The sequence below is a fragment of the Alistipes sp. An116 genome (assembly GCF_002161005.1).
GTDB classification, from domain to species: domain Bacteria; phylum Bacteroidota; class Bacteroidia; order Bacteroidales; family Rikenellaceae; genus Alistipes; species Alistipes megaguti.
Genome location: NZ_NFLR01000006.1, coordinates 145,549 through 167,529 on the forward strand (window position 1 = coordinate 145,549; position 21,981 = coordinate 167,529).

At 59.3% G+C, this 21,981-nt stretch carries 21 protein-coding genes; 14 read left to right on the forward strand and 7 right to left on the reverse strand.

Going from position 1 to position 21,981, the window contains the following annotated elements:
* Positions 1-14: 14 nt before the first annotated feature.
* From B5E60_RS06055 to glmS, 3 genes are all read left to right on the forward strand, one after another.
* Positions 15-1,382 carry a dipeptidase gene (locus tag B5E60_RS06055; RefSeq protein WP_087310331.1) on the forward strand — a complete coding sequence of 456 codons (1,368 nt, stop codon included), beginning with the start codon at positions 15-17 and terminating at the stop codon, positions 1,380-1,382.
* Positions 1,383-1,386: 4 nt separating this feature from the next.
* Entirely contained in the window at positions 1,387-1,659 is a 273-nt protein-coding gene (locus tag B5E60_RS06060) for an inositol monophosphatase family protein (protein WP_087310333.1), read from the forward strand.
* A 130-nt stretch (positions 1,660-1,789) separates the two neighbouring features.
* Positions 1,790-3,634 carry a glutamine--fructose-6-phosphate transaminase (isomerizing) gene (gene glmS, locus B5E60_RS06065; protein WP_087310336.1) on the forward strand — a complete coding sequence of 615 codons (1,845 nt, stop codon included), beginning with the start codon at positions 1,790-1,792 and terminating at the stop codon, positions 3,632-3,634.
* A gap of 434 nt (positions 3,635-4,068) precedes the next feature.
* On the opposite strand, the gene B5E60_RS06070 is transcribed toward glmS, so the two are convergent.
* From B5E60_RS06070 to B5E60_RS06080, 3 genes are read right to left on the reverse strand one after another with little or no spacing between them, the layout of a single operon-like run.
* The gene (locus tag B5E60_RS06070; RefSeq protein ID WP_087310338.1) at positions 4,069-4,755 is read right to left on the reverse strand and encodes a DUF2461 domain-containing protein; all 687 of its coding nucleotides are present in this window, start codon (positions 4,753-4,755) and stop codon (positions 4,069-4,071) included.
* 1 nt (position 4,756) lies between these two features.
* On the reverse strand, positions 4,757-6,037 hold the full coding sequence (gene glyA / locus B5E60_RS06075; RefSeq protein ID WP_087310341.1) for a serine hydroxymethyltransferase: 1,281 nt from the start codon (positions 6,035-6,037) through the stop codon (positions 4,757-4,759).
* Between the two features lie 16 nt (positions 6,038-6,053).
* Positions 6,054-6,698, reverse strand: coding sequence for a TapB family protein (locus B5E60_RS06080; protein ID WP_087310343.1), 645 nt, complete (start codon positions 6,696-6,698; stop codon positions 6,054-6,056).
* Between the two features lie 145 nt (positions 6,699-6,843).
* Between B5E60_RS06080 and fabG the strand changes: the two genes are divergently transcribed.
* Both fabG and B5E60_RS06090 read left to right on the forward strand, forming a co-directional pair.
* Positions 6,844-7,590 (forward strand): 3-oxoacyl-[acyl-carrier-protein] reductase, encoded by a 747-nt coding sequence (gene fabG / locus B5E60_RS06085; protein ID WP_087310345.1) that lies wholly within the window; start codon positions 6,844-6,846, stop codon positions 7,588-7,590.
* 336 nt (positions 7,591-7,926) lie between these two features.
* Entirely contained in the window at positions 7,927-8,805 is an 879-nt protein-coding gene (locus B5E60_RS06090; RefSeq protein WP_087310347.1) for a PorV/PorQ family protein, read from the forward strand.
* Between the two features lie 64 nt (positions 8,806-8,869).
* Here B5E60_RS06090 and B5E60_RS06095 read toward each other — a convergent pair whose 3' ends face one another.
* Positions 8,870-9,349 carry a low molecular weight protein-tyrosine-phosphatase gene (locus B5E60_RS06095; protein ID WP_087310409.1) on the reverse strand — a complete coding sequence of 160 codons (480 nt, stop codon included), beginning with the start codon at positions 9,347-9,349 and terminating at the stop codon, positions 8,870-8,872.
* A gap of 327 nt (positions 9,350-9,676) precedes the next feature.
* Between B5E60_RS06095 and B5E60_RS06100 the strand changes: the two genes are divergently transcribed.
* Genes B5E60_RS06100 through B5E60_RS06110 form a run of 3 tightly spaced genes read left to right on the forward strand, consistent with a single transcriptional unit; the run spans position 9,677 to position 13,132 of the window.
* Complete coding sequence (locus tag B5E60_RS06100) at positions 9,677-10,195, forward strand: hypothetical protein (protein ID WP_087310349.1); 519 nt, start codon at positions 9,677-9,679, stop codon at positions 10,193-10,195.
* Positions 10,196-10,198: 3 nt separating this feature from the next.
* Positions 10,199-11,401: a BamA/TamA family outer membrane protein gene (locus B5E60_RS06105; protein ID WP_087310351.1), complete on the forward strand. Its 1,203-nt coding sequence runs from the start codon at positions 10,199-10,201 to the stop codon at positions 11,399-11,401.
* An 18-nt stretch (positions 11,402-11,419) separates the two neighbouring features.
* The gene (locus B5E60_RS06110; RefSeq protein WP_087310353.1) at positions 11,420-13,132 is read left to right on the forward strand and encodes a phosphoethanolamine transferase; all 1,713 of its coding nucleotides are present in this window, start codon (positions 11,420-11,422) and stop codon (positions 13,130-13,132) included.
* Positions 13,133-13,257: 125 nt separating this feature from the next.
* On the opposite strand, the gene B5E60_RS06115 is transcribed toward B5E60_RS06110, so the two are convergent.
* A complete protein-coding gene (locus B5E60_RS06115; RefSeq protein WP_087310355.1) occupies positions 13,258-13,431 on the reverse strand; it encodes a histone H1 in 174 nt (57 codons plus the stop codon).
* Between the two features lie 333 nt (positions 13,432-13,764).
* Between B5E60_RS06115 and feoB the strand changes: the two genes are divergently transcribed.
* The 6 genes from feoB (at position 13,765) to B5E60_RS06140 (ending at position 20,065) form a co-directional block, all read left to right on the forward strand.
* Complete coding sequence (gene feoB, locus B5E60_RS06120; RefSeq protein ID WP_087310357.1) at positions 13,765-16,347, forward strand: ferrous iron transport protein B; 2,583 nt, start codon at positions 13,765-13,767, stop codon at positions 16,345-16,347.
* A 6-nt stretch (positions 16,348-16,353) separates the two neighbouring features.
* Complete coding sequence (locus B5E60_RS14470; RefSeq protein WP_122120888.1) at positions 16,354-16,515, forward strand: FeoB-associated Cys-rich membrane protein; 162 nt, start codon at positions 16,354-16,356, stop codon at positions 16,513-16,515.
* Between the two features lie 146 nt (positions 16,516-16,661).
* Positions 16,662-17,033, forward strand: a complete 372-nt coding sequence (locus B5E60_RS06125) for a CidA/LrgA family protein (protein WP_087310359.1) — start codon at positions 16,662-16,664, stop codon at positions 17,031-17,033.
* Entirely contained in the window at positions 17,026-17,724 is a 699-nt protein-coding gene (locus B5E60_RS06130) for an LrgB family protein (protein WP_087310361.1), read from the forward strand. Before B5E60_RS06125 ends, B5E60_RS06130 begins: the two co-directional genes overlap by 8 nt.
* Positions 17,725-17,882: 158 nt before the next feature.
* A complete protein-coding gene (locus B5E60_RS06135) occupies positions 17,883-19,070 on the forward strand; it encodes a pyridoxal phosphate-dependent aminotransferase (protein WP_087310363.1) in 1,188 nt (395 codons plus the stop codon).
* Positions 19,071-19,183: 113 nt separating this feature from the next.
* Positions 19,184-20,065: a hypothetical protein gene (locus B5E60_RS06140; protein ID WP_087310365.1), complete on the forward strand. Its 882-nt coding sequence runs from the start codon at positions 19,184-19,186 to the stop codon at positions 20,063-20,065.
* Positions 20,066-20,138: 73 nt separating this feature from the next.
* Here the strand turns inward: B5E60_RS06140 and B5E60_RS06145 are convergent, their stop codons facing one another.
* Together B5E60_RS06145 and purT are read right to left on the reverse strand one after the other, a co-directional pair.
* Positions 20,139-20,579, reverse strand: a complete 441-nt coding sequence (locus B5E60_RS06145; protein WP_087310368.1) for a peptidylprolyl isomerase — start codon at positions 20,577-20,579, stop codon at positions 20,139-20,141.
* 24 nt (positions 20,580-20,603) lie between these two features.
* On the reverse strand, positions 20,604-21,848 hold the full coding sequence (gene purT, locus B5E60_RS06150) for a formate-dependent phosphoribosylglycinamide formyltransferase (protein WP_262481282.1): 1,245 nt from the start codon (positions 21,846-21,848) through the stop codon (positions 20,604-20,606).
* Between the last annotated feature and the right edge of the window lie 133 nt (positions 21,849-21,981).

Here is a 21,981-nt window from a genome sequence, read left to right on the forward strand (position 1 = left end):
AACAAGTCTGGAAGATGGATCAAGTAAAGGAGTATATCGAAGCCAACAGAGATCGCTTCATCAATGAGTTGTTCGACCTGCTGCGCATCCCGTCGATCAGCGCCCAGTCGGAGCACAAGCCCGACATGCAGCGCTGCGCCGAGTTCCTGGCCGCGGCGCTGGTCAAGGCCGGAGCCGACCGTGCCGAGGTGATGCCCACGGCGGGCAATCCGGTCGTCTATGCCGAGAAGATCATCGACCCGAAGGCCAGGACCGTGCTGGTCTATGGCCATTACGACGTCATGCCGGTCGATCCGCGCGAGGAGTGGCACACCGACCCCTTCGAGCCGGTCATCCGCGACGGCCGCATCTGGGGTCGCGGCGCCGACGACGACAAGGGCCAGTTGTGGATGCACGCCAAGGCCTTCGAGGCGATGTGCGCCACCGGCACGCTGCCCTGCAACGTGAAGTTCATGCTCGAGGGCGAGGAGGAGATCGGTTCGTCCAGCCTCTACGACTTCTGCCGGCAGAACAAGCGGCTGCTCAAGGCCGACATCATCCTCGTCTCGGACACCTCGATGCTCTCGATGCAGACTCCGTCGATCACCTGCGGACTGCGCGGCCTGGCCTACATGGAGGTCGAGGTCACGGGTCCGAACAAGGATCTGCACTCGGGACTGTTCGGCGGTGCGGTGGCCAATCCGGCCAACGTGCTGACGCGGCTGGTAGCCAGTCTGATCGACGAACAGGGACGGGTGACGATCCCGGGCTTCTACGACGACGTGCGCGAGCTGACCCCCGCGGAGCGCCGCGCCTTCAACCGCGCGCCGTTCAGCCTGGCGGCCTACAAGAAGTCGCTCGAGATCGGCGATGTCGAGGGCGAGGCCGGTTACACGACGCTCGAACGCACGGGTGTGCGTCCGTCGCTCGATGTCAACGGCATCTGGGGCGGCTACACGGGCGAGGGAACCAAGACCGTCATCCCGTCGAAGGCTTCGGCCAAGATCTCGATGCGGCTGGTTCCGAATCAGGACTACCGCAAGATCTCGAAACTTTTCGAACGCCACTTCCGGCGGATTGCCCCCAAGAGCGTGAAGGTCGTCGTCCGGTCGCTCCACGGCGGCATGCCCTACGTCGCCCCGACCGACATGCCAGCCTACAAGGCTGCCGAGCGTGCCGTCACGGAGACCTTCGGCAAGAAGCCGCTGCCCTTCTATTCCGGAGGGTCGATCCCGGTCATCAGCGGGTTCGAGTCGATTCTCGGCATCAAGTCGCTGCTCATCGGCTTCGGACTGGCCGAGGATGCCATCCACTCGCCCAACGAGAGCTACGGCCTCGAGCAGTTCGAGCGCGGCGTGGAGACCATTCCGCTCTTCTACAAGTATTTCGCCGAAAGCCGTTAGAACGATGTACGGGGAGTATCTGGAGTTTGCCGTCGGGCTGGCCCGGCAGGCCGGAACCATCCAGATGGAGAGTTTCCGGGGCGGCGATCTCGGGGGGGGGAGGGGAAAAGAGGCCAAGTCGAACCTCCACGACGTGGTGACGCGCGTCGACAAGGCCTGCGAAGCGCTCATCGCGGAGGCCGGAGGCGTGGTCGAATCGCTGCGCGACAACTGTGGCGTATCGATCGTGGCCGGCAATTCACACATGGTCGAGACCATGCGGAAATTTGTCCGATAGACCTGCAGTCGTCGACGTGAGGATCGCCGATTCGGTCACAAACAGGGGGGGGGAAAAAACATTTCCCCCCCCCTTTGCATATCTGTTATTAAAAAATTTTCTTATCTTGTGGCTTTAAAAACTGGGAAACATGTGCGGAATTGTCGGTTATGTCGGACGGCGCGAGGCCTGCCCGATTCTCCTCAAAGGTTTGCATCGCCTCGAATACCGGGGTTACGACAGCGCGGGCGTGGCGCTGGTCGATGAGCAGGGACAACTGAACGTCTACAAATGCCGGGGAAAGGTCTCCGATCTGGAGCATTTCCTGCAGGGCAAGGATCTCTCGGGTTCGATCGGTATTGCCCACACCCGCTGGGCCACCCACGGTGTGCCGAACGACGTCAACGCCCATCCCCACTGCTCCGAATCGGGTGAGATCGCGCTGATCCACAACGGCATCATCGAGAACTACCGCGTGTTGAAGGAGGCGCTCGTCGAGAACGGCTATACGTTCCGCAGCAGCACCGACTCCGAGGTGCTGGTCAACCTGATCGAGTATGTCCGCACGACGAACCATTGCACGTTGCTAGAGGCCGTGCAACAGGCCCTGCGGCAGGTTGTCGGCGCCTACGCCATCGCCGTGATCGAGAAGGGGAATCCCGACGAGATCATCGCCGCGCGGCAGAGCAGCCCGATGGTCATCGGAATCGGGAGTGGCGAGTATTTCCTCTCGTCGGATGCCGCCTCGATCATCGAGTATACCGAGGATTTCGTCTACGTGAACGACGGCGAGATCGCCGTCATCAACCGCAACGCCCCGTTGAAGGTTGTCACGCTGGACAACCACGACGCCCGGATCGACATCCGCAAACTGCAGCTCTCGATCTCACAGCTCGAGAAGGGCGGCTATCCCCACTTCATGCTCAAGGAGATCTACGAACAGCCGCACACGCTCGTCGACTGCATCCGCGGGCGGATCAGCCCCGAAACCTGCGAGGTGAAGCTCTCCGGGGTGATCGACCACCGCGACCGCTTTCTCCAGGCGCAGCGGATCATCTTCGTAGCCTGCGGCACCTCGTGGCACGCCTCGCTCATCGGCGAGCACCTGATCGAGTCGATCTGCCGCATTCCGGTCGAGGTGGAGTACGCCTCGGAGTTCCGCTACCGCAACCCGATCATCCGGCAGGACGATATCGTCATCGCCGTATCGCAATCGGGCGAAACGGCCGACACGCTGGCCGCCGTCGAGCTGGCCCGCAAGGCCGGCGCCTTCGTCTTTGGCATCTGCAACGTCGTCGGTTCGTCGATCGCCCGCGCCACCGACTCGGGGGCCTACATCCACGTCGGGCCCGAGATAGGCGTCGCCTCGACGAAGGCCTTCACCGGGCAGGTGACCGTCATGGCCATGCTTGCGCTGGCCATCGGCCGCGAGAAGGGAAGCGTCTCGGAGGCGTATTACCACGAGGTGGCTTCGGCACTGCTTCACCTGCCCGAGACGCTCGAGGAGGTGCTCAAGGTGGCGCCGCAGATCGCCGACCTCTCGAAAATCTTTACCTATGCCCGCAACTTCATCTACCTGGGGCGCGGATACAACTACCCCACGGCCCTCGAAGGGGCACTGAAACTCAAGGAGATCTCCTACATCCACGCCGAGGGCTACCCCGCCGCCGAGATGAAGCACGGCCCCATCGCGCTGATCGACGCCGAGATGCCGACCGTGGCCATTGCAACGCCCGACCACACCTACGAGAAGACCGCTTCGAACATCGAGGAGATCAAAGCTCGCGGCGGCAAGATCATCGCCGTCTGTGCCCGCGGAGATCGGCAGGTGAGTCGTTCGGCCGACTACGTCATCGAGGTGCCGGTCATCACCGAGTGTCTCATGCCGGTGGTCGTCTCGGTACCGCTGCAGCTGCTGGCCTACTACATCGCCGTCTACAAGGGTCGCAATGTCGACCAACCCCGCAACCTGGCCAAATCGGTGACCGTCGAGTAGGCGTTGGCGCGGGAACAAACCAAACATCGAAGCTCCCAAGAGGAAACGGTAACACGAAAGGCCGGATCATCGGGGAATGTTCTCCGCAACAGTTCAGCAAAACGGCGGATCCGAAAACTGCAAGACTTGGAACAACCAGTCAACTCATAGACGGATTACAAAAAAGGTGGAAGCGAAAACTTCCACCTTTTTTCATTGCCGGATTGCCGAATTCCGGGTTCTTGTCAGAGAGCGTCGGCTCCGGTTCCCTATTCGCCGGTTCCGTTCTCCTATTGCCGGGGCCGGGCCCTTGTCAGAAGGCGCCGGCTCCGTTCTCCTATTCGCCGGCTCCGGTCCCCTATTCGCCGGTTCCGTTCTCCTATTGCCGGGTCCGGGCCCTTGTCAGAAGGCTCCAGCTCCGTCCGGCTGCCCCCCCCCTCCGGGGAATCCGCCGGTCACATCTCTTCGTAGGCGTACTGGATGGCCCGGTTCAACTGCGCGATAAAGGGCTGCGTGCGGCGGAACTCCGCGACGACACGCGCCGCCAGATCCTCCGCATGCACAAACTCTTCGTCAACCTGCTTCACCAGGCAAAAGTCCTTCTGTTTGAGCAGATCCGCATGTTCCGAATCGGACGGAAAGCCCGTCGGGACCCGCTTAAGGCGGTTCGTCGGATCGAGCCGAAACCCACGGGCCGCGTGGATCGACTGCTGCATCTCGGCCCCATGGTCCAATACCTCTTCGCGGATCGACCGCAGCACAGCCGGTTCAAGGCAGACCGCACCCGACCCCAGCAGGTGGTTGCAACCCTTCCCCTCGTCCGTCACCGGTTCGAGCTGGAAGTAGTAACCCGCATAGCCAGACTTCTTGCCCTTCGGAGCGACAAAGGCGCCGATCCAGGTCTTGTAGGGACGCTTGTCGGGCGAGAAACGCGTATCGCGGGCGATGCGGTAGGTGCAGTCCTGCGGCCGCAGACCGCGCACCGAGTCGTCGAACGACGCGATGCCCTCGATGAGCTCCGCCGTGAAGTCGGCCCACAACCCCTTGACGTGCGTCCACTCCGCCCGGTGGGCATCGAACCACTCGCGGTCGTTGTTCTCATACAGCCGCCGCAGGAAATCCAGTATCTCCTCCGTCAGCATGCTACCAGGCAAAGAGTGGATAGTTGGCCATCAGCGCGTTGACCTCCTTGCGGACGGCGGCGATGTTGGCCTCGTTCTCCGGATCGTTCAGCACCCGGTCGATCAGCCCGACGATGTAGTCCATCTGATCCTCCTTCAGGCCGCGCGTGGTGATGGCCGGCGTACCGAAGCGCAGTCCCGAGGTCTGGAACGGCGAGCGCGAATCGAACGGAACCATGTTCTTGTTGGTCGTGATGTCGGCCGCAACGAGGCACTTCTCGGCCAGCTTGCCCGTCAGATCGGGGAACTTCGTGCGCAGGTCGACCAGCATCAGGTGGTTGTCCGTACCGCCCGAGACGATCTTGTATCCACGCTTCATGAAGGCTTCGGCCATGGCGGCGGCATTCTTCTTGACCTGGAGCTGGTACTCCTTGTACTCGGGCTGCAACGCTTCACCGAAGGCCACGGCCTTGGCTGCAATGACGTGCTCCAGCGGCCCGCCCTGGATGCCGGGGAAGACCGATGCATTGAGAATCTGCGACATCATCTTCACGGCGCCCTTCGGCGTGGTGAGCCCCCACGGATTCTCGAAATCCTTGCCCATGAGGATGATACCTCCGCGCGGACCGCGCAGCGTCTTGTGGGTCGTCGAGGTGACGATATGGGCGTATTTCACCGGGTTGTCCAACAGCCCGGCGGCGATCAGTCCCGCCGTGTGGGCCATGTCGACCATCAGCAGCGCGCCCACCTTGTCGGCGATCTCACGCATGCGCTTGTAGTCCCACTCGCGCGAATAGGCCGAAGCGCCGCCCACGATCAGTTTCGGACGGCACTCCATGGCCAGCTGCTCCATGGCATCGTAGTCGATGCGGCCCGTAGCCTCGTCCAGCCGGTAGCCGACGGCCTTGAAGTACTTGCCCGACATGTTGACCGGCGAACCGTGCGAAAGGTGGCCACCGTGTGCGAGGTCCAGTCCCATAAAGGTGTCGCCCGGCTGCATGCAGGCGAAGAAGACCGCCATGTTGGCCTGGGCGCCCGAGTGCGGCTGAACGTTGGCCCACTCCGCACCGTAGAGTTCGCAAAGACGCTCGATGGCCAGCGACTCCACCTTGTCAACCACCTCGCAACCTCCGTAGTAACGTGCTCCGGGGTAACCTTCGGCATACTTGTTCGTGAGCACCGAGCCCATGGCCTCCATCACCTCATCGCTGACGAAGTTCTCCGAGGCGATCAGCTCGATGCCGTGCATCTGACGGCTCCGCTCTTCGGAAATCAGATCGAAAATCCGGGAATCTCTTTTCATGTTCTTTTATCAAGGGTTATTGAGTGATTTTTTTCAGTTCCACGACGCTGGCCACCCCTTCGCAAACGGGAATCTCCTGCCGCACGAGGCCGATGCCCGGGGCCATCCACTGAATCATGCGGCCCGCAACCTCCTGGTCACCCAGAGTCGTGAGGGTGCGGAACTCGAGGCGCACGGCGTCGAACTTTCCGGCCGGCGTGCGGATCGGTCCGCAGGAGGCAACGCGCACGCTGTCCGAACGCACGGAGAGGGTCGTGCGTTCGTCCCCGCGCGTTCCCGAGACCGAGAATCCGAAGCCCGGGAAGAGATCGCCCGGATTCATCTCGGCGGGCAAGACCAGATTCCGGGTTCGAAAATCCACATCCCGCACCTGCAGCGTATCGAGCAGGGCCTGCATCTCTGCCGGGACTTCGATCTGCAGAACCGTCGAATCGGGATAGATCCGCCAGCGTTCGACGATCGGATTATTCTCTTTGGTGTAGGTCAGGGTAATTTCGCCGTTGTCGTCCGACGCGACAAGTTTGTCGAGCGTGCCTGTCTGTACACCGCCGATCGACTCTTCGTAGATCAGGCGCCGGCCGGCCGTGGTGCAGATCCACGGTTCAGCGGCCGACGCAACGGCGGCTGTGAGGATCATCAACGGCAGTATGAAGCGCTTCATCGGGCAGGCATGCTTTTCGGACAGTAAAGATAAGCAATTTTGACGAAATTCATCTCCCGAACGTGTCATTAAGAACGGGTTTCGGATATTTTTCCTATCTTTGCGCTGCAAAATTGGTTGATATTACCTTTAAAATAATACGATTATGAAATTGCTCGAAGGAAAAGTGGCCGTCATCACCGGTGCCGCACGCGGTATCGGCAAGGCCATCGCTCTGAAATTCGCTTCGGAAGGTGCCGACGTCGCCTTCACCGATCTGGTGATCGACGAGAACGGAAAGGCTACCGAGGCCGAAATCGCCGCCCTCGGCGTCAAGGCCAAAGGCTATGCCTCGAACGCCGCCAACTTCGAAGAGACCCATCAGGTCATCAAGCAGATCCTGGAGGACTTCGGCCGCATCGATATCCTGGTCAACAACGCCGGAATCACGAAGGACGGGCTGATGATGCGCATGTCCGAGGCGCAGTGGGATGCCGTGCTGACGGTCAACCTCAAGTCGGCATTCAACTTCATCCACGCCGTGATGCCGATCATGGCCCGTCAGAAGAGCGGCTCGATCATCAACATGTCGTCCGTCGTCGGCGTGAGCGGCAATGCCGGGCAGTGCAACTACTCCGCCTCGAAGGCCGGTATGATCGGTCTGGCCAAGTCGATCGCCAAGGAGATGGGTTCGCGCGGCATCCGTGCCAACTGCATCGCCCCGGGTTTCATCATGACCGACATGACCGACAAGCTCCCCGACTCGGTCAAGGAGGAGTGGTACAAGCAGATTCCGCTGCGTCGCGGCGGTACGCCCGAGGAGGTCGCCAAGGTGGCCCTGTTCCTCGCGTCGGATCTCTCGTCGTATGTCAGCGGCCAGGTGATCCACTGCTGCGGTGCCATGAACTGCTAAACCACCGGTGGAGGGGGGCTAACCCCTTTTTTGGGGGGCTAACCCTTTCTTACGGACTTTTTTCGGAGCGTTTCCCTGGAGGCGCTCCGTTTTTTGTGTCCGGATCCGAAGATCGGACAAATGGTTGCGTTTTTGTCCCACAGGTTGCCAATTTTACTCCAAAGGGTTGGCGCTGACAAATTTTTCGCTATATTTGGAGAATATAGGATGCGCCTCGGCAATGCAAAAAATCAGCAAGCTGTTTTTTGGCGTTGCGCTCGCCTTTCACTATATTTGTCCAATGCGGAAGCCGGCCGAGCGTCGTGCCGGGTTTCCGCCAGACCACTCAGTTGCAGTATGAAACGATTCGTGATCCTTTTGGCGGCCGTTGCGGCTCTGCATGGCGCCGTTTCGGCCCAGGAGGCCACCCTTCCGAGTCCCGATGCCAAGGCTATCGGCATGGGCGGCGTGATGATGACCACGCTCTCCAGTTCGCATGCCATCTACAACAACCCGGCGCTGGTCGCCTTCTCGATGACCTCTTCGCAGGTATCCTCTTCCTATTACGGGCAGGGGCAATTCGACTACTATGCCGTCTCGGGAAGCTGCCGCATCAACGTCTCCAATACCGTGCAGGCCGGCTGGCGGCAATATCTGCGCGAAAACGGCAACAACGACATGGCCGTCGATCTGGGATACACGCGGCGGATCAACGAACGGTGGGCCGTCGGTATCGTGGGACGCTATCTGCATCTGCGACGTCCCGACGCTTCGGCCGATGCCCTGGCCGCCGACGTGAGCGTCGCCTATCAACTGCCGCTGGAAATCGGCAGCTACTCCACGCTGCGGGCCGGCGCCAAACTGGCCAATCTCGGTGCGTATCTCTCCGATACCGACCACTCGCTGCCCGTCGATCTCACGGCCGGCGCAGCCCTCGATACGTTCCTCAGCGATGCCCACGAAATCACGGTCGGCGCCGATCTGGGCTACTATTTCTACCCGAAGGATGTCCGGGGCTACCAGATGTCACTCGGCGTGGAGTACAACCTCATGCAGCTCGTCCAGTTCCGGGGCGGCTATCACTACGGCGAACAGCGCTATTACTACCCCAGCTACTGGTCGGCCGGCGTCGGGGTGCGCATCCTGCATCTGTGTCTCGACTTCGCCTACCTTTTCGCCAAGAAGGAGACTCTGTTGCGCAACACCTACAGTCTGAGTTTCGGCTTCGACTTCTGATTCTGAGACGGTGCCGCCGGGCCGGTGATGCAGGGAGGAGCGGATTCTGTGCCAGGATGAATGCTCAATCCTTCCGACGCCGAATATCCTCCAGCAAACCCTCGCAACCGTCCTCCAACAGGTTCAGCACCAGCTCGAACCCGTCGTGACCTTCGTAATAGGGGTCGGGAACGTAGCTCCAGTCGGGATGATGACGGCAGAAATCGGTCATGCGGTAGATCTTCTGCGCCGCGGCCCGCGACGGAGCCATCCGGTGAAGCGTTTCGTAATTCATGTCGTCCATGACGATGATCCGGTCGAAACGGTCGAAATCCTCCTCCCGAATCTGACGGGCCCGGTGGGTCAATGCATACCCCCGGCGGGCTGCGGCACTGCGCATCCGAGGATCGGGCAGGTCACCCCGATGACCGCCGTACGTGCCGGCCGAATCCACTTCGATTGCATCCGCAAGCCCCGCCCGTTCGATCCGGTCCCGCAGAATGCCCTCGGCGGCCGGAGAGCGGCAAATGTTGCCCAAACAGACAAAAAGTACACGTGTTTTCATCGCCGCAAAGATAAAGTTTCGGCCGATGGTCTCCAAATCCGCCACCGGAATTTTCGGACAAAATTCCCGGAACGCATTTTGCAGTTGGCGTCCGGTTTGGAAAGGTGCTTTTGACCAGAAGATGGTCCGTTATGCCGGTCCGGGATCTTCCTCCTGCTGCTCCCGGCCGGCTGCAGACCCTTCGTCCGGGCCCCTTCGGTAACCGATCCGACTGAAAAAAATGACCATTAGAACAATAATAGAAGCGTTGCACCCCTCGATGTTCAAGGATTTTGTCGTAACTTTGCCCCCGATTTATTGCAACGAAACCGAAAATATCCAGAACCTATGAAGATGAAAGGAATGGTGATGCTGGCAGCCGCAGTGCTGACCCTCTCGACGGTTTCCGCTCAGCAGCTGCCCCGCAAGGTGCAGAATGTCGAGATCCTCGACCTGAACGGCAAACCCGCCAAATTGCCCCACTTCGGAGAGAAAAACCTCATGATATTCTACGTCGATCCCGACCGGCACAAGCAGAACGAAGACTTTACCTACGAACTCGAACGCAACCACCGCGCCTCGGGTGACAACCTCTACGGATTCGGTATCATGAACCTCATGGATGCCCCCATGATCCCCAACGGCATGGCCCGCAGCATGGCCAAAAAACGCACCGAAAAGAACGGCGCCACGGTCCTGGCCGACGAAGGCCGCATCCTGAGCAAGGCCTGGGGCCTGGGCGACTGCAACAACCAGTTCGTACTGCTGATCGTCTCCAAGGAGGGTGAGCTGGTATTCATGCGCAAGGGCGTCCTCTCCGAAGCCGATAAAGAGGCCTTTTACCAAACCATCGAGAAGTATCGTTAACGCATGCTGCGCCGATCCGCCTTGCTGGCACTCCTGACCGTCTTCACGGGAGCCCTCAGCCCCGGGGTCGCACAGGAATCCGAATGGAGCCTCGCACAGGGAGACACCATTCGCTATACCTACACCCCGCTGCCGCAGGACACACCCCGAAAAAAGTCCTTCCTGAAACGGATCGTGGACTATTTCGGCGAATCGACCACCGACCGGACCTTCGAGAAAAAAATCGACTTCACCTTTGCCGGAGGCCCGAGCTATTCGAAAACAACCAGTCTCGGAATCGCAGCCCTCGCCGCGGGCCTCTATCGGCTGGACCGTACCGATTCGATCACTTCACCGTCGAACGTTTCCGTCTTCGCGAATGTCTCGATCACGGGGTTCTACTCCGTCGGTATGTTCGGTAACAACATCTTTTCCAAGAATAAACAGCGCCTGAGCTACAACGTTACTTTCGCTTCAGCGCCCCGCGATTTCTGGGGTATCGGATACGATAACGCGCTCCACAACGAGGTGAGCACCTACTCCGAAAAACGGATCATGATCGACGCCCGCTATCTGCACAAGGTGTTGCCGAACACCTTCGTCGGCGGACTGGTCAACTTCGACTACACGCGAGGCATCCGTTTCTCGAAACCCGAATACCTCGACGGCGAAAATTCGCAATATGTCGCTACGGGAATCGGAGCCCTAGTTGAATACGACAGCCGCGATTTCATTCCCAACCCCTTCAAAGGGGTCTATGTCAGCTTCCGGGAGACCTGTTTCCCCAAGGCGCTGGGCAATTGCGGCCGGGCACTCTGGCAGACAACCTTCACGGCCGATGCCTATCAGCGCGTGTGGAAAGACTGCATCCTGGCCGTTGATCTCTTTGCCGAATTCAACTCCGACGGCACCCCCTGGCCCATGCTCGCCCGACTGGGTGACAACCAGCGCATGCGCGGATACTACCTCGGCCGCTTCACGGACAACAACATGATCACCTTTCAGGTGGAACTCCGGCAGCGGATCTGGCGACGCATCGGAGGCGTCGTCTGGGGCGGAGCCGGCAACGTCTTCCATACGTTCCGCGATTTCCAGTGGAACCAGACGCTACCCAACTACGGTCTCGGCCTGCGCTGGGAACTCAAAAAACGGGTCAACGTGCGACTCGACTACGGATTCGGCAAGGAGACGAACAGTTTCCTGCTGAGCATCAACGAAGCTTTTTAAGTGTAAGACGAACGGACTATGAGTGTTGAGAAGAATCGGAAAGAGGTGCATCGGATCGTCAAGACCCGCAGCCGTTTCACCACGCTGCTGACGGTCTACTTCTTCGTGGCGTTGATCATTCCCAACTGCGTGTTGATCAATACGGAAGAATACTCCATCTGGAGTGATGAAGCACTGATACTCCTGCCGCTCGGATTCTACATGATGTGGAGCGTGGCGCTCCGCCGCTCGGGAGTGATGATCTGGCTCGGATTCCCGTTCATCTTCTTCTGCGCCTTCCAGATCGTGCTGCTCTACCTGTTCGGCAACTCGATCATCGCCACGGACATGTTCACCAACGTTCTGACGACCAATCCCGGCGAGGCCAACGAGTTGCTGAGCAACATCTATCCGTCGGTCGTGCTGGTCTGCGTGATCTACATTCCGCTGCTCTGGCTGGCAGCACGCGAAATCGCCCACAAGCGCTACATCTCCCATACCTCCCGTATGAGCATCGGGTTGACCGGCGCCGCCCTCTTCTCGCTGGGTCTGCTGGCGCTCTGGCCCGCCTACCACGTCAGCGAATCGAAGCACGTCCTGCGCGACGAAATCTTCCCGCTGAATGTCATCTACAACCTCGGCTTGAGCGGCTCGGAGTTCCGCAAGTCGCACAACTTCGAAAAAAGTTCCGAGGGTTTCTCCTTCGAGGCCCGGCGTACGGCCCAGGCTCCCGGCCGCGAGGTCTACGTCTACATCATCGGGGAGGCGGCCCGCGCCATGAACTGGCAGTTGTATGGATATGAACGTGAGACCAATCCGCGCCTGTCGAAGCGCAACGACGTGGTGGTCTTCCGCGACATGCTCACCCAGAGCAACACTACCCACAAAAGCGTCCCACTGATCCTCTCGTCGGTGGCCACCGACGAACACGAGGAGCTCTATCGTCGCAAGGGGCTTCCCGCCCTCTTCAACGAGATCGGATTCGACACCTGGTTCATCTCCAACCAGTCGCCTCAGGGTGCCATGATCGACAATCTGGCCCACGATGCCAACCATCTGATCTACATCCGCTCGCCGCGCCACGACATGCAGCTGCTCGACGAGATGAGGCGGGTGCTCGAACGGACCGATGAACGGAAGATCCTCTTCATCCTCCATTGCTACGGCTCGCACTTCAGCTATCATCAGCGCTATCCGCGCGAATTCGCCCGCTTCCTGCCCGACGATGACGTCGCCATTGCTCTGAAGCACCGTCAGACGCTGGTCAATGCCTACGACAACTCGATCCTCTATACGGACTATTTCCTCGCCGAGACAATCGGATTCCTCGAATCGCTCGAAAATACCTCCTCGGCCCTGCTCTATTGTGCGGACCACGGCGAGGATCTGATCGACGATTCGCGCGAACGCTTCCTCCACGCCTCGCCCACCACCACGGCCTATCAACTCTGTGTGGCGTCGCTGGCCTGGTTCTCGGAGGAGTATTGCCGCACGTTCCCCGAAAAGGTCGAGGCGGCCCGAGCCAACGAAACCGCACCGGCCAATACCCATGCCCTCTTCCACACGATGGCCGACATGGCTTCGATCGAGGGCCGTTACCTCTCGACACAGGTTTCGCTTGTCAGTCCGGATTACGACCGGACAGCGCCACGCTTCTATCTGAACGACCACAACGAAGCGGTTCCCTATCCCAAAACGGGCCTCAAGGAGCTCGATTTCGAGGTCTTCCGTCGTTACGGCATCAAAATGTGACGGCGGGGCAACTGACTCAAAGGAAACTCCCGAAGCGTGTCCGGAGGTGCCAAAAGCGCCGGAATGTTCAAACAAAAAAGGCCGCGACTTCGAGCCGCGACCTTTTTCACAATCCGAAATGCGAATTATTTCGAAGCCTCTACGGATACCTTGCGGAACTCCTTCATCAGCTTCGAAAGCTCAAGAGCCGACTTGCGGGCACGCGTACCGGCAGCCTTGTTGTTCTTCTCAACCTGAGCGGCTGCATTGGCAGCAAATACTTCGAACTCGGCATTGATCTTTTCTACTAACTCTTTCATGGTTTTAGAATTTTAATTGTTTTAGAGTTTTTGGGTTGTTATCATCGCAAAGATATAAAAATATTCTAAACCCCAGCCTCTGAAGCCCGAAAAACGCGTTTTTTTCAAGGAAAAACAGCCTTTTGACAGGGGCCTGCCCCCGTTTTGACTCCCCGACAGCGCAAAAACGGCCGAATATTAGCCCAATCCGCCCGGAAAAACGGATCTTGTCCGAATCTCCGGAAACGGACGCTCCGCAAAACCTGCCCCCCAGGACAAAAGATACCTATGATCGGGGATTGACCGTCTCGGAATAATATCGTATTTTTGCAGCCGAAAAACTCTACGTGAAAAATGCGTCTTTCCGAATTGAAAAGCGGTGAATCCGCCACGATCGTCAAGGTCATGGGCCACGGCGGTTTCCGGCGCCGCATCATGGAGATGGGATTCGTCCGCGGCGAGCGGGTCGAGGTGATTCTCAATGCCCCGCTCAAGGATCCCATCGAATACCGGATCATGGGTTACGATATCTCGCTGCGGCGCAGCGAAGCCGAAATGGTCGAAGTCCTCTCGGACAGTGAAGCCGACGAATACCTCGCCCGCCGGGCCGAGCGGATCCGCCAGGCGACCGCAGACGGCAATCCGAACGATCCCGCAACGGACAGCGATGACGACGAGTGCGCTTCGCGCGAAGAGGTGCTGGACCGCCAGAGCCGCACGATTACCGTGGCACTGGTCGGAAACCCCAACAGCGGCAAAACCTCGCTCTTCAACGCCATCTCGGGCGGTCACGAACACGTCGGAAACTACAGCGGCGTGACGGTCGGTGCCAAGAGCGGACACTGCGAATACAAGGGTTACCGCTTCGAGATCACCGATCTGCCCGGCACCTACGCCCTGTCGGCCTACACCCCCGAAGAGCGGTTCGTCCGTCACCACCTCGCCACGCAGACCCCCGACGTGGTGATCAACTCGGTCGTTGCCTCGAACATCGAGCGCAACCTCTACCTCACCACCGAACTGATCGACATCAACCCGCGGATGGTCGTGGCACTGAACATGTACGATGAGCTCAAAGCCAGCGGTTCGACGCTCGATTACGACAGTCTGGGTCGCATGCTGGGTGTACCGATGGTTCCGGTAGAGGCCCGCAACAACAAGGGTATCAACGATCTGCTCGATACGGTAATCAATGTTTACGAAAACCGGGACGAGCGCGTGCGCCACATTCATATCAACATGGGGCCGGTCATCGACGAGAGTCTGCGCAAGCTCAACAGCGACATGAGCCTCCACCGCGACGAACTGCCCAAGGCCTTTCCGCCCCGATACTGGGCCATGAAGATGCTCGAAAGCGACAAGCAGGCCGAGGAGTCGCTGCGCAGTTGCGAACGCTACCCGGTTTGGGTCGAAATCCGTGACCGCGAGGCCAAGCGGATTTCCGAAGCGCTGGGCGAAGATGTCGAAACGGCCTTCGCCAACCAGAAATACGGCTTCATCCAGGGCGCCCTGAAGGAGACCTACACCCCCGGCAAACGCGAAGAGGTGACCGCAACGGCGCTGATCGACACCTTCGTCACCCACAAACTCTGGGGATTCCCGATCTTCTTTGCCCTGATGGGGCTGATGTTCTGGTGCACGTTCAGCATCGGAGCCTATCCCCAGTCGTGGATCGAGGCGCTGGTCGGTTGGATCGGCCGCGGCGTCAATGCACTGATGCCCGCCGGAGCGTTGCGTGACATGATCGTCGACGGTATCATCGGCGGCGTCGGGTCGGTCATCGTCTTCCTCCCGAACATCATGATCCTCTACCTTTTCATCGCCTTCATGGAGGATTCGGGTTATCTGGCCCGCGCGGCCTTCATCATGGACCGCGTCATGCACCGCATCGGCGTTCACGGAAAATCGTTCATCCCGCTGATCATGGGATTCGGCTGCAACGTCCCCGCCATCATGGCCTGCCGGACCATCGAAAGCAAAAGCAGTCGGCTGATTACCATCCTGATAACGCCATTCATGTCCTGCAGTGCGCGAATTCCAATCTACATCCTCATGACCGGGGTCTTCTTCTCGGCCAACGCCGGCGCCGTCATGCTGGGACTCTATCTGCTGGGCATCGTCGTGGCAATCATCACCGCCCGGCTGATGCGGCGCTTCCTCTTCCCCGTCGACGAGACGCCGTTCGTCATGGAGCTGCCACCCTATCGTCTCCCGACCTGGAAGACCACCCTCTCGCACATGTGGGACAAGTGTGCGCAGTATCTCAAGAAGATGGGCGGCATGATCCTCATCGCATCGGTCATCGTCTGGGCCCTGAGCTACTACCCCCGTTCGGAAAAGGGGGCCAGCAGCGAAACCCATTACGAAAACTCCTATCTGGGACGCATCGGAAAGGGATGCGAACCGGTCTTCCGCCCGCTGGGATTCAACTGGAAGGCCAGCGTGGCGCTGCTCTCGGGACTCCCGGCCAAGGAGATCGTCGTCTCGACACTCAGCGTCCTCTATGCCGAACCGCAGACCGAGGCCGACGCTCCGTCGGCACAGACGCCCGGTGCGCAGCTTCCGCCGCAGACCATCGGCATCATCGGCGGTGCGGATGCCCCGACCCAGCTCCTCGTCGAAGACGCTGCGGTCGGATCAACGGCCGAATCGACGGCCGGATCGACGGTCGACAATGCCGGCAAAACGGCGGATGCGTCCGACGAAGAGCAGCTGGATTCCCTTTCGCAACGGCTGCTTGAGAGCGGCGACTTCTCGACGGCGGCCGCCCTGGCCTTCCTGGTTTTCATCCTGCTCTACGTGCCGTGCATCGCCACCGTCGTGGCCATCGGCACCGAGGCCGGATGGAAATGGGCCACTGCGTCGATCCTCTACAACACGGCCGTCGCCTGGGTGATGGCCTGGATCGTCTACCACATCGCACGGCTCTTCTGCTGACAGACCATGGAGAACGGTGTACAGGACTATATCGTCTGGGGAATTGTGGCGGCGGCCGTCGCTGCAGCGGTCGTCTGGTTCTGGCGGCTGCTGTGCGGCCGTCGAAGGGGCGGCTGCGCCTCCTGCAGCCAGACAAAATGCCCGCTCCGGGAGATCCGACGAAAATAAATTTGCGTATACACGCTTCTTGCGCTATATTTGCCGCCCGAAAACGGCGGAATCCCGCAGCGAAGCCGACCTCCCGAGGAAGTCGGCTTCGCCGTTTGTCGGGTTTGCCCCCGCCGATAACCGTGTGTGAACGTAAATGTGATTTTATGACCGGACTCTTCTTCATTCTCCTCTTCTGGCTCATCGGAAATGCCCTGAGCCTCCTGACCGGCGGATACATCTCCGGAAACATCATCGGACTGATCCTCCTCTTCGTCTCGCTCTGCATGCACTGGGTCAAGGCCGAAACCATCCGCCCGGCGGCCCGCTTCCTGCTCGGAGCCATGGCCCTCTTTTTCGTCCCCTACGGCGTGGGCCTCATGGATTCGTACCGCGTCATTCTCGAAAACCTCTGGGCAATCCTCGTCTCGGGAATCATCTCGACGATCCTTGTGCTCTTCGTCACCGGAAAAACCTTCCAAAGCCTGAACCGCAGAGTCCGGCTGCGTCACATCAAACAACAACGCCACCATGCTTGATTTCCAGTTCCTCCGATCGGACCTCTTCCTGCTCACCCTCACCGTGGGCCTCTATTGCCTCGGAACGCTCATCTACCGGCGTTCGCACATGCCGCTGCTCCATCCCGTGCTGCTGACGTTCGTCTCCGTGATCGTCTTCCTGCGCTGCGCGGGCATCGACTACCCCCGGTATCAGGAGGCAACCGGCATCCTCAATTTCGCCCTCGGCCTGTCGGTCGTCGCTCTGGGCTACCTGCTCTACGAACAGCTGGAACGGCTCCGCAGCAGTCTGATGCCCGTAGCCGTGGCCACACTCGCCGGCTGTGTGGTCGGCGGGCTGAGCGTCGTCTACATCGCCGAGGCATTCGGCGTCGAACGCCAGATCCTGAACTCGCTCGCGCCCAAATCGGTCACCGTCCCCATTGCCGTATCGGTGGCCGGACCGCTGGGCGGAAACGTCTCGGTTACCTCCGTGGTGGTCTTCTGCGTCGGAATCTTCGGCAGCATCTTCGGCGAGTGGATTCTCCGCCACTGCGGCGTCCGGGATCCCGAAGCCCGCGGTTTCGCCCTCGGTGCCGCCGCACACGGAATCGGTACCGCACGGGCCATCGAAATCGGGGTCGTCGAAGGCGCCTTGAGCGGACTGGCCATGGCGCTGATGGGGCTGGCTACGGCCCTGCTCGTGCCGCTGATGGAGCGCTACCTCTATTGAAAGAGCCTCAGTTCGCAAAACAGATTCGCGTGAAACGCCTGCTGAGGTGCCTGCACCGCCCGCGAAAGGCGTTTTCGCCGTTTTTGTTCCTATAATTTTTTAATATTCCCGCGAATTGCCTATCTTTGTCGACAGCATAATCCCAAATCTAACACAATATGGCAAAAGCAGTCAACATCGCCCGTTCACACCGCATGGACGGTATCGGAGAGTACTATTTCTCGCGTCGTCTGCGCGAAATAGCTGAGATTGAAGCGGCTACGGGCCGCCAGATCGTAAAACTGGCCATGGGAAGCCCCGACCTTCCGCCTCATCAGTCCGTCATCGACTGCCTGGCCAGGGAGGCCCAGCGCCCCGACGTACACAAGTACATGTCCTATCAGGGTGAACCCATTCTGCGTAAGGCTTTTGCCGACTGGTACAAGAAATGGTATCATGTCGATCTCGACTTCAAGTCGGAGGTCTACCCCCTGATCGGCTCGAAGGAGGGTATCATGCACATCTGCATGACGTTCCTCAATCCCGGCGACAAGGTCCTCGTCCCGAACCCCGGCTATCCGACCTACTCGGCCGGCGTGAAGCTCGCCGGAGGTGTTATGGTCCCCTACTCGCTCAACAAGGAGACGAACTTCTACCCCGATTTCGAGGCTATCGAAAAGGCCGGGCTCGACGGCGTGAAGATGATGCTCGTCAACTACCCCAACATGCCGACCGGACAGGTCGGTTCGATGGAACTCTTCCGCAAGATCATCGACTTCGGCGCCAAGCACAATATTCTGATCATCCACGACAACCCCTACAGCTTCATCCGCAACTCGGCCGGTCCGCTCTCGATCATGGCCGTCGAGGGTGCCAAGGAGGTTGCCCTGGAGCTCAACTCCCTGTCGAAGGGGCACTCGATGGCCGGATGGCGCGTCGGCGTGCTGGTCGGAAAGGCCGAGTGGATCAAGGATGTCATGACCTTCCGCAGCAACATGGACTCCGGTATGTTCTACCCCATTCAGGCGGCTGCCGCCACGGCGCTCGCCCTCGGTGAGGATTGGTACAAGCAGCTCAACGAGATTTACTACGGGCGTGAGCGTCAGGCCTACGAACTGCTCAACGCGCTGGGGTGCTCCTACCGCGAGCATCAGGCCGGTCTGTTCGTCTGGGCCGAACTCCCCGAGGATTACAAGGGCGACAGCTTCTCGTTCTCGGACGAGGTGATGGAGAAGACCGATGTCTTCCTCACACCGGGCGGTATCTTCGGTTCCGAAGGTCTGCGTTACATCCGCATCACGCTCTGTTGCCCCGAGGAGCTGCTCAAGAAGGCAACGGACAAGATCAAGGCCGCTTTCGGAAAATAACCCCAACGGTCTGCATTCGTTACAAAGCCGCCACTCCCGAGCAAGGAGTGGCGGCTTTGCTTGACTCCTCTCCCTTTTGCTTCCGCTCAGACCTAAGAAAAAGGGACTAATCTATGGATTTTTCAAAGTTTTTTCCTATTTTTGTCCGTATATTGAACCTTTTAAACCCCATAGCCTATGAAGAATCCGTAATTGAAATTTTCGTGCCATCATGGCACACGACATATAAAAAGCGTTATTTTTATTCCGGTCGCTTAAACTTCCACTTTACAAGACCCTCAGGAATAAAGTTTGACGCTCACGTGTTTCACGTGGGCTTTATTCTGTTATTGGGGGTACGGGTTGTGGAAGACCTTAGCGACCAAAACAAAAATATTGTCCCACGTTTTTTATGTGTCTTCCACACCCATAGAATTTACGCCAGGGACAGGCACATTTTATTGACTAACATGAATTTGAAACATCTCATCTCAACAATCGCCATTCTTTCAGCCGCTTTGACACTCTCCTCTTGCGGCGCTTCGAAAAAAACGCTCAAACGAAGCAATCAGGCGCTGATTCAGGCCATGCAGGCTGCGGCATTGAGAGAATCGGCGGAAGCCGCAAAACTCTATTCCGATACGTCGATCCCGAAAGGTGAAGCGCGGAAACATGTCAGCAGGGATACTCCAGGGCAAACGGCTCTCGAAAAAACAATCATCCGCTGGGCGATCGATTCCGATCCGCAGGGCGCTCGGGTGTTTTATCGTGTGCTTTCAAGTATCCCGGCTGTCGTAAAGAATACCAATGAAACCTATCTGATGACGACGCCTTATGAAGAGACCCGATCGTTTAATATCCTGGGCTTAACCTACGAAAATTCGCGCGATGTGCAAATTGAAATCAAGGTCGTGAAGTCCGGATATGAGCCTCAGGTCAAGCGGTTTAACGTTCGTCAGGCTTTGGATCAGCAGGAGATCAGCAGCTTCTTTATGCTGGTCCCCAGAGAAGAATAGGTATCTGAAATACCCATATATGAAGCAGGCCCTTGATATTTTATGTCAAGGGCCTGCCGTTGATATCGAGATCTTACTCCCGGACGATGCGGATCGAGAGGATGCGGTCTCCGCGGCGGATGTCGTCGATCACCTCCAGCCCCTCGACCACCTGTCCGAAGCAGGTGTGAACTCCGTCGAGGTGTTTCGTATTCTCGCGGTTCATGCAGATGAAGAACTGCGATCCGCCCGTGTCCTTCCCGGCGTGGGCCATCGACAGCACGCCCCGGTCGTGGCGCTGGCGCGGTGCCGAGGTCTCGCACTTGATCGTATAGCCCGGTCCTCCGGTTCCGTCTCCACGCGGGCAGCCGCCCTGGATCACGAAGTCCGGAATGACACGGTGGAACGTCAGTCCGTCGTAGAAGCCGTGTTCGGCCAGGTCGACGAAGTTGGCCACCGTACCCGGCGTCTCGTCGGCGTAGAGCTCGGCCTTCATCGTTCCCTTTTCGGTCTCAATAATGGCGTAGGTCTTCATGGGTATCTTCAGTTGTTCCGGTTTTTATTCGGTTACCTTGACTTTGGCGGCGGCAGCCTTCACCCGGTCGCGCAGCGCGTCAAGGTCGCTGCCCAGCGGTTCGTAGCCCACGACGACACCCATGCGGCGGTTGACGCGCGCCGTCGGTTTGCCGAAAATACGGATGTCGGTACGCGGATTGTCGGCCAGTGCCTCCGCTACGCCCTCATAGTGCGGCGTCTGCGTGGCCACGGGCGAGAGGATCACGGCGCTGGCGCCCATCCGTTCGAAGGTGATCTCCGGGATCGGAAGCCCCAGCACGGCCCGCAGGTGGAGTTCGAACTCGTTGAGATTCTGCGTCCCGGCCAGCGTCACCATGCCCGTATCGTGCGGGCGCGGCGAGAGCTCCGAGAAGTAGACGCCATTCTCGTGGCTCAGGAAGAACTCCACGCCCCAAAGGCCGGCGCCGGTCAGTGCTCCCGTGACGGCGGCAGCCATACGCTGTGCTTCGGCCAGGTGTTCGGGGGCAATCTCAGGCGCCTGGAAACTCTCGCGGTAGTCGCCGCCCTTCTGCACGTGACCGATCGGCGGGCAGAAGAGCGTCGGGCCGTTCTTCTGCGTGACGGTCAGCAGCGTGATCTCGCTGTCGAAGCGGATGAACTCCTCGACGATCAGTTCGCGGATGTCGCCCCGCGAGCCCTCGCAACCGTAGTGCCAGGCAGCCTCCACCTCGTCGGCCGAACGGACCACCGACTGGCCCTTGCCCGACGACGACATCAGCGGCTTGACCACGCACGGGTAGCCGATCCGGTCGGCCGCCTCGCGAAGCTCCTGGAGCGTCATGGCGTAGAAGTAGCGGGCCGTCTTCAGCCCCAGCTCCTTGGCAGCCAGGTCGCGGATCGCCTTGCGGTTCATCGTGAAGTTGACGGCACGGGCACTCGGGACGACCTGGATCCCCTCGCGCTCAAAGTCGTAGAGGCGTTCGGTGCGGATCGCCTCGATCTCCGGGACGATGATGTCCGGGCGGTGTTTGGCAACGGCGGCCGAAAGGGCCTCGCCATCCAGCATGTCGAAGACTTCGCAGGCATCGGCCACCTGCATGGCCGGTGCTCCGGCATACTTGTCGCACGCAACGACCGTCTGGCCCAGACGCTGGGCCGCAATCACGAACTCCTTGCCCAGTTCGCCCGAGCCCAGAAGCAGTATCTTTTTCATCTGTGTGGTGGTTTTGGATTTTTCGACTACAAAGATAGAATTTTTTCCGTTGATACGGCACGCTGCGGGCGGCATTCGCTGAGAAAAGGCTATTCGAGTATCGGGCGCGAGCGCCGTTCAATCGTTATCACCACGTGCTGCCAGCGTTTGCGTGCGCTCTGCTGCTGGTGACACCCGTTGCACGTTCAAGTTCTTCACTCCCCTTGAG